Source organism: Sphingomonas sp. FW306-1B-B10E, from assembly GCF_058782005.1.
In genome coordinates this window covers 44,992-52,733 of record NZ_JBYSXG010000033.1, presented here as the reverse complement: position 1 = coordinate 52,733, position 7,742 = coordinate 44,992, and the positions used below count along the sequence as shown (strand labels likewise).

Sequence of the window (7,742 nt, the reverse complement as noted above, 5' to 3'; positions counted from 1 at the left end):
CACGTCGCCGTCCAGCGCCCGCACCGGAACGGGGAGGAGTTTGCTGTCGCCGCCGTCCGGCTCGCCGGGGTGGCGGGGCTGGCGTTCGGGTGGGCGCCCGAGACGTTCTGGAATGCGACGCCGGCCGAATTTGCGGCGCTGGTGCGGGCGCTGGACGGCGACGTGCCGGCACCGCCCGGATCTGGCGAGATCGCGCGGCTCAAGGAGCTTTTTCCCGATGGATGAAGAGATCGAAAAGCTGGTGCTCAGCGTGCGCGCCGACACGCGTGGCTTTGCGCGCGACGTGGCGGAGATGCGCGGGCAGATCGAGGGGCCGCTGGAAGCCGGCGCCGACCGTGCCGGGCGGGCGATCGAGAGCGCGCTCCTGCGCGCGGTGAAGAGCGGGAAGGTCGGGTTCGAGGATCTGCGCAGCCTGGCGCTCGGCGTGCTCGGCGAGATTGCGGCGTCGGCGCTGCACCAGGGGCTGGCGGCGCTGGGCGGCGGCGGCGGTGCGCATGGCGGCGGGTTGCTCGGCGCGATCGTCGGGCTGCTCGGCGGATCGCCCGGGCGTGCGACCGGCGGGCCGGTGAGCCCCGGGCGGCCCTATTGGGTCGGTGAGCGCGGGCCCGAATTGTTCGTCCCGGCGAGCGCGGGATCGGTGGCGGCACCGGTCGGGAGCGGTCCGCGCGAGGTGCGCGTGGCGATCACGATCAACGCAGGGGCGGGCGAGGCGCCGCGCGCGCTGGCGCAGTCCGGGCGGCAAGTGGCGCGGGTGGTGAAGGCGACGCTGGCTAGTCTCGACTAGGCATGGCCTTCGAGCAGGGCGCGAAGCCAGGGGAACCGGGCCGCGGCATCGTTTTGCGCGTCCAGCACCGAGGGATATAGGCCGGAAAGCGCTACCGGTGTCCAATAATCGTAAATGCCGCCTCCCTCCGCGGTCTCGTCGAGCGTGACGAAATGCTCTTCACGATAACGGAATACGCCCGACGGCTCGCGCGCGATGACGAGGCGCCGCGTCTGTTCGGAATTGGTCCATTCGAGGATCGGCTCGGCGGGCATGCGGCCAGCATGCGCGATGCGCGGGCGTTTGCAAACGGCGCACGGGCTGAAGTCCGCGCGGCGCGGGCGCGAGTGGAGTAACTGGCTAGTGCCGGATCGCCGACCTGGTCTGGACGATCCGCCACGCTTTAGCAGTCTTCGCGAGCGTGGCGGTGCGCGTTTCGCGGTGATCGGGATAGTGGAGCGTGAAGCGGCATTCGAGCGTCCGCGGGGGCAGCTCGAAGGGTTTTCCGCAGGAAAGGGCAGTGATGCGCTGCGGCCGATCGAGGGCGATCACGCCCGGGCTGTCGGGGTGCGCCTCGCCCTCGATGTGGTTGATAGTGCCTTCGAGCCTCTGGCGATCGTCTTCGATTGCGCGTTCGAGGTCCGCACGCGTCGGACAGAAGCCGGGATCGACGCACGGCGTAGCAGCGAGCAGCAGGGCAAATAGCATCCGGTCCTCCGATCGCGGGCGATCCTAGGAAGCCGGGAACGGATTGTCAGCCTTAGCGCGGGACAAGGAGAGCAGCATGGCACATTGGCTCGCATCCGAACGGCGCGGGCAGGCGGAGGGCGTGCTCTCGCGCTTCGATCCTGCCTATTGGACCGTCAATTTCCCGCGGCCGATGATGGCGGCGGTGACGACCACGGCGCCGGATGCGCTGCGCGTCGATGCGGTCTTCTATCGGCAGGACGATCTCGCCGGGCTGATCTGGGAGGCCGAGGACCGGCACGACCATCCGCTGCTGCGCTATGACACCGATCGCGACTTTCGCGGGTGCAGGCTGCGGTTTCGCTGGCGCTCTTCCGGGGTGCTGGCGCTCGATGCGGTGAGCGGGCCGGTGCTGACGATCGAGGGGCGCGACGCTGGGGGTAATCCCCGCGCCTGGTATGTGCGGCTGTGGAACTACGCCAGCGGCAGTCCCGAGGACGCGCTGGTGTCGATCGACTTTGCGAGCGTCCAGGGCGGCTTCCTGCTGCCCGGCGAGGCCGATCCTGTGTTCGCCGGGGATGTCGATCGGATGTTCGTGTCGCTGGTGCCGCAGGGTTATTCGGGGAGCGACGCGGCGCTGGCGGCGCCGGTCGAGGCCTGGGTCGAGATTAGCGGGATCGCCTGCGAAGGATCGGGCGCGGTGCTGGCGCTCGGCGACGTAGTGGTGCCCGAGCATGGGCTGCAGATCGCCAATGGTTATGACGATTGCTATCACCTGACCCCGGCGCGGGTGCTGCGCAACATGCTCCAGCTCGGCTATCGCGGGAGCATCCTGCATTATGTCGGCATGAGCCATTATTTCCGGCTCGAGCCCAATTCGGGGGGCTATTATGCCAGCCTGGCGGGGGGAACGCTCAACGTGGCGTGTGCGGCGTGGCATGCCGACTTCGCGCGGCGGGCCAAGGCGTTCGATTATGCGGTGATCTGGTCGCTGTCGTACGAATTGCTCGACCAGCATTGCTGGAACGACTGGAAGCAGCGTGCCGCCGACGGGTCGCCCGGGCTGACCGGGTGGAGCCCGCCCTCGGCGCTGCTGTCGCCGGCGCAGGACGGGGCGATGTATTACCTCCGCGTGGTGGCGCTGGCGTTTGTCGGGATCGCGCAAGCCGCGGGGCTGGCGGTCAAGTTCCAGGTCGGCGAGCCGTGGTGGTGGGTGATGCCCGACGGGCGGCTGTGCATCCATGACGATGCCGCGAAGGCGGCGCTGGGCGATCCGGTGGAGCAGAATGTGCGCGGGGCGGTCGATACCGCAGTGCTCGACGCGGCGGGGGCGTTGCTGGCGGAGTCGACGCTGAAGCTGCGCGATGTAGTGCGCTGGGCGCCGGGCGCGGAAGTGATGCTGCTGGCGTATCTGCCGACGGTGCTCGATCGCGCCGCGCCCGAGCTGGTGCGCGCGAATCTGCCGGTCGGCTGGGCCGCGCCGGCGTTCGATATACTCCAGCTCGAGGATTATGACTGGGCGGCGGCGGGCAATTCGGCGGCGAGCGCCAAGGGCGTTGCGCGCGCCGAGGCGCGGCTCGGCTATCCGGCGGCGCATCAGCATTATCTAGCGGGGTTCGTGTTGAACGCCGCGGACAAGGACCAGTGGCGGGGAATCGCGGCGGCGGCCGAGCGCGGGCGCAAGCGGGGCGTCGCGGCGACCTTCGTCTGGGCGCTGCCGCAGGTGCTGCGCGACGGTTTCGTGCATTTCGATGGGGAGGAAGACGTGGACGCGTTCGACGACGTGCAGTTTCCGCTCGCGCTGGGGCGCGAGGCCGAAGTGGCGCCCGAGGTCTCGACGGCGATCGTGACCAGCGCCGGCGGCCGCGAGAACCGCAATGCCGAATGGGCCGAGGCGCGGCTGCGCTACGATGTCGGGCCGGGGGTGCGATCGGAGGCGGACATCGCCGCGCTGATCGGGTTCTTTCGCGCGCGAATGGGGCCGGCGCGCGCCTTCCGGCTGCGCGATCCGTTCGATCATGACGGCGTGGATGTCGTGCTGGGGGTCGGCGACGGGAGCGAGGCGCGGTTCCAACTGGTCAAGCGCTATGGCGAAGTGGTGCGGCGGATCACCCGGCCGGCGGCGGGCAGCGTGCGGGTGGCGGTGGATGGCGCCGGGACCGCCGCGTTCACGCTGGAGGCGGGGGGCTGGGTGACGCTCGACGTGCCGCCGGGTGCGGGCGCGGTGGTGACGGCGAGCTTCGCGTTCGACGTGCCGGTGCGCTTCGCCGAGGACCGGCTGAGCGTGAGCCGCGCGACCTATCTGGCGGGGGCGGCGGCTTCGGTGCCGCTGGTCGAGGTGCGCGAATGAGCTGGCTCGACGGCGAGGTCACCACATTGGCCTTGTGCTGGCGGATCGACCGGCGCGACGGTGTGACGATCGGGATCACCGCGCACGACCGCGACCTCGATATTGACGGGCTGGTCTATCGCGCGGCGCCGGGGATGACGCCGAGCGCGATCAGCCGCAGCGCGAGCCTCGACGCCGACAGCATGGACGTGACCGGCGCGCTGACCAGCAATGCGATCGGCGAGGCGGATCTGCTCGCCGGGCGCTGGGACGGTGCCCGGGTGGAATTGTTCGCGACCGACTGGCGCGACGCGACCGTGCGCGTGCCGCTCGGCGAGGGGACGATCGGGGCGGTGGAGACGCGGAGTGATGTGCTGACTGCCGAATTGCGCGGGCGGGCGGCGGCGCTCGAACGGCCGGTGGTCGAGGAGACCTCGCCCGAATGCCGGGCGATGCTGGGGGACCGGCGGTGCCGCGTGGCGATGGCGGGGCGGAAACGCTTCGCGCGCGTGCTTGCGGCAAGCGATGCGGTGCTGACGCTCGATGCCGTGGAGCCGGTCGCCAATGCCTATGGCGGCGGGCGGCTCCGCTGGTTCGGAGGCATGAATTCGGGGCTGGAGGATGCCGTCGCGCGCTCGGAGGGCGCGACGCTGACCTTGCGGCGGCCGCCGCGCTTCGCTGCGGTCGGCGCGCTGGTCGAGGTCGAAGAGGGGTGTGACAAGAGGCTGGCGACCTGTGCGGGGCGGTTCGGAAACGCCGTCAATTTCCGCGGCGAGCCCTATCTGCCGGGGATCGACCTGCTGACGCGCTATCCCGGGGCATGAGCCCAAGCGAGCGCGCCGTAGCGGCGGCGCGGGATGCGATCGGCGTGCGGTTCCGCCTGCACGGGCGGGAGCAGGACGGGCTCGATTGTATCGGGCTCGCCGGGCTGGCGCTGCAGGCCGCAGGCGTCGAACTGGCATTGCCGACCGGTTATGCCCTGCGCAGCAATGATGTCGCGCGGATCGTCGCGGCGGTGGAGGCGGCGGGGTTGGTGGCGGTTGGCGAAGGTCGCGACGGTGACCTGTTGCTGCTGCGCGCCGGGCCAGGGCAGCTGCATTTCGCGATCCAGAGCGGGCACGGGATGATCCACGCCGACGCGATGCTGCGCCGCGTGGTCGAGCGATGCGAGATCCCCTGGCCGGTGCTCGGCCGCTGGCGATGCCGAGGAGACTGACATGGCGACGGTGGTATTGACGGTCGCCGGCACGCTGATCGGCGGGCCGGTGGGCGGCGCGATCGGCGGGATGATCGGCAGTGCCATCGACCGCGAAGTGCTGTTCAAGCCCAAGGGGCGCGAAGGCCCGCGGCTGACCGAGTTGCGCGTGCAGACCTCGTCCTACGGCACGCAGATCCCCAAGATCTTCGGGACGATGCGGGTCGCCGGATCGGTGATCTGGGCGACCGACCTGATCGAGCATCGCAGCAAGCAGAGCGGCGGCAAGGGCCGGCCGAGCACGATCGGCTACAGCTACACCGCGTCGTTCGCGGTGGCGCTGTCGTCGCGGCGGATCGCCGGGGTCGGGCGGATCTGGGCCGACGGCAAGCTGCTGCGCGGCGCGGGCGGCGACTTCAAGACACGCAGCGGCTTTCGGCTGTACCTCGGCAGCGAGGACCAGGCGCCCGATCCGCTGATCGCCGCGGCGGAGGGGCTGGCGGCGACGCCGGCGCATCGCGGCATAGCCTATGCGGTGTTCGAGGATCTCGAACTCGCCGATTTCGGCAATCGCATCCCCTCGCTGAGCTTCGAAGTGATCGCTGATCCCGCACTGGCGGCGGGCGCGATCGCGGCGGAGCTGGCGGGCGATGTGCTTGCGGTGCCGGACGATACGGTAGCGCTGGCCGGGTTCGCGGCGTCGGGCGCGAGCGCGCGCGCCGTGGTGGAGACGCTCGCTGGGGCGGCGGGCGGCTGGTTTCGTGCCGACGGCGATGCTTTGAGCCTGATACGGGGCGGCGGCGCGGCGCTGCCGCTCAGCGATGGCGGGGCGGCAGAGGCGCAGGGCGGGCGCGGGCGCCGCGACATCGCCGCGGCGGAGAGCGCGCCGCGGACGCTGACGCTCGCTTATTACGAGCCGGCGCGGGATTATCAGGCGGGCGTCCAGCGCGCGGTTCGTCCCGGCGCCGGGGTGCGCGAGGCGCGGATCGAACTCGCCGCGGCGATCGACGCCGACAGCGCCAAGGCGATGGCCGAGGCATCCTTGACGCGGCTCGACCTCGAGCGCGAGCGGCGGACGCTGGCGCTGCCCTGGGGGGCGCTGGCGACGCGGCCGGGCGAGCGCGTGACGATCGCGGAGGCGCCGGGGCTGTGGCGCGTCGATCGCTGGCGGCTCGAGAATATGGTCGTGCTGCTCGAATGCGTCGCGGTTGCGCCGGCCACGCCGACCCCGGCGGCGAGCGGCGGGCGTGTGCTGGGCGCACCCGATCTCGCGATCGGCGAGACGGTGGTCCATGCCTTCGAGCTTCCGCCGCTGGGGCCGCTCGCCACGGTGCCGCAGCTCGCGATCGCGGCGGCGGGAACCGGGCCAGGCTGGCGCAGCGCGGCGTTTCTCACCAGCGTCGATGACGGTGCGAGCTGGGTATCGGCGGGCGCGTCGGCGCTGCCGGCTATACTCGGGCAGGTGGTCGTGCCTCCGGGCGCGGCGCCGGCGCAGCTTGCCGATCGAATCCATGCGGTCGTGGTCGAGCTCGCCAACGGTGCGATGCTGTTGCACGACGCCGATGACGCTGCACTGGCGGCGGGCGCTAACCTGGCAATGGTCGGCGACGAGCTGCTCCAATTTGCCCGGGCCACGCCGCTCGGCGGGCGGCGCTGGGAATTGCGCGGGCTATGGCGGGGACGCCGGAGCACCGAACCGGCGATCGGCGGGCAAGCGGCCGGCGATCGCTTCGTGCTGGTCGATGCCGAGACGTTGACCGTGTCGGACCTGCCGCTGGCGGCGATCGGCGGGACGGTGCGGGTGCTTGCGCAAGGTGTCACCGATGCGGAGGCCGCCGAGGGGGTGGCGCAGGTGCGGGGCCTGGGGGTGGTTCCGCCGGCGCCGGTGCACTTACGCGCGCGGCTGCTCGGCGACGGCACCACTGAGATCGTCTGGACGCGGCGCAGCCGGAACGGCTGGGATTGGATCGACGGCGTCGACGCGCCGCTCGGCGAGGAAAGCGAACGCTACCGCGTCACGCGCACGCGCGCGGTGGGAGATGTCGACACGGTCGAGACGAGCACGGCGCGGGTCGTGCTCGATCCCGAGGAGCGCGCCGCGACGGTGAGGATCGGCATTCGCCAGATCGGCGCGCATGGCCTGTCGCCTATGGCGATCCTGGAATTGCCGATAGCGGGAGAAGCATAATGACCGAGACTGCGACGCCGCGCCTGGCGCTGCCTTTGCTCCAACCGGGGCAGGCGCAGAAGGAGATGACCTGCAACGAGGCGTTGGCGCGACTCGATTTCGTCGTGCAGGGCGCGATCGTCGCGACGGGGCTGAACGTGCCACCGGCGAACCCGGCATCGGGGAAGTGCTGGATCCTGGGGGCCGCACCCGAAGGATCATGGGCCGGACATTCGCATGCCGTCGCCGGCTGGACGGCCTCCGGCTGGATTTTTATCGCGCCCGAGGAAGGAATGCAGCTCTGGCTCGGCGCGGACCAGGGCAGCGCGCGCTTTTCAGAGGGGCAATGGCACCTCGGAAAACTGCACGGAAAAGTTTTTGTCGAAGGAGACCAAGTGGTTGGCACGCGCGGTGAACCGATCGCGGAACCGAATGGGGGGATGACGGTTGATGCCGAAGCGCGGGCAGCGATTGTTTCGGTGCTGGAAGCATTGCGCGCACATGGTTTGATCGAGCGAGGTTAAACCTGTGACGTTCATGCAACAGTCCCCGGTTTTGTGTGCTTGCGCAGAAACTTTCGTTTCGGTAGTGAGTTTGTCGC

The 7,742-nt window shown here is 70.6% G+C and carries 9 protein-coding genes; 7 read left to right on the top strand and 2 right to left on the bottom strand.

Annotated elements, in window-relative coordinates; all coding sequences use genetic code 11:
* Together AC3WJI_RS13700 and AC3WJI_RS13695 are read left to right on the top strand one after the other, a co-directional pair.
* Positions 1 to 225 (top strand): phage tail assembly chaperone (locus tag AC3WJI_RS13700; RefSeq protein WP_492757830.1); only part of this gene is annotated, 225 nt, incomplete at its 5' end.
* A complete protein-coding gene (locus AC3WJI_RS13695; RefSeq protein WP_492757829.1) occupies positions 218 to 784 on the top strand; it encodes a tail tape measure protein in 567 nt (188 codons plus the stop codon). The genes AC3WJI_RS13700 and AC3WJI_RS13695, both read left to right, overlap by 8 nt.
* Here AC3WJI_RS13695 and AC3WJI_RS13690 read toward each other — a convergent pair.
* Together AC3WJI_RS13690 and AC3WJI_RS13685 are read right to left on the bottom strand one after the other, a co-directional pair.
* On the bottom strand, positions 781 to 1,038 hold the full coding sequence (locus AC3WJI_RS13690; RefSeq protein ID WP_492757828.1) for a hypothetical protein: 258 nt from the start codon (positions 1,036 to 1,038) through the stop codon (positions 781 to 783). The two genes, AC3WJI_RS13695 and AC3WJI_RS13690, sit on opposite strands and share 4 nt — an antisense overlap.
* 85 nt (positions 1,039 to 1,123) lie before the next feature.
* On the bottom strand, positions 1,124 to 1,471 hold the full coding sequence (locus tag AC3WJI_RS13685) for a hypothetical protein (protein ID WP_492757827.1): 348 nt from the start codon (positions 1,469 to 1,471) through the stop codon (positions 1,124 to 1,126).
* A 76-nt stretch (positions 1,472 to 1,547) separates the two neighbouring features.
* Here AC3WJI_RS13685 and AC3WJI_RS13680 point away from each other — a divergent pair, with 76 nt between their 5' ends.
* From AC3WJI_RS13680 to AC3WJI_RS13660, 5 genes are read left to right on the top strand one after another with little or no spacing between them, the layout of a single operon-like run.
* A complete protein-coding gene (locus AC3WJI_RS13680; RefSeq protein WP_492757826.1) occupies positions 1,548 to 3,800 on the top strand; it encodes a DUF2460 domain-containing protein in 2,253 nt (750 codons plus the stop codon).
* A complete protein-coding gene (locus tag AC3WJI_RS13675; protein WP_492757825.1) occupies positions 3,797 to 4,603 on the top strand; it encodes a phage/gene transfer agent baseplate hub protein in 807 nt (268 codons plus the stop codon). The genes AC3WJI_RS13680 and AC3WJI_RS13675 overlap by 4 nt, the downstream gene beginning before the upstream one ends.
* Positions 4,600 to 4,995 (top strand): NlpC/P60 family protein, encoded by a 396-nt coding sequence (locus AC3WJI_RS13670; RefSeq protein ID WP_492757824.1) that lies wholly within the window; start codon positions 4,600 to 4,602, stop codon positions 4,993 to 4,995. Before AC3WJI_RS13675 ends, AC3WJI_RS13670 begins: the two co-directional genes overlap by 4 nt.
* A gap of 1 nt (position 4,996) precedes the next feature.
* Positions 4,997 to 7,162, top strand: coding sequence for a GTA baseplate fiber-binding domain-containing protein (locus AC3WJI_RS13665; protein ID WP_492757823.1), 2,166 nt, complete (start codon positions 4,997 to 4,999; stop codon positions 7,160 to 7,162).
* Positions 7,162 to 7,665 carry a DUF2793 domain-containing protein gene (locus tag AC3WJI_RS13660; protein ID WP_492757822.1) on the top strand — a complete coding sequence of 168 codons (504 nt, stop codon included), beginning with the start codon at positions 7,162 to 7,164 and terminating at the stop codon, positions 7,663 to 7,665. The genes AC3WJI_RS13665 and AC3WJI_RS13660 overlap by 1 nt, the downstream gene beginning before the upstream one ends.
* Positions 7,666 to 7,742: the final 77 nt, after the last annotated feature.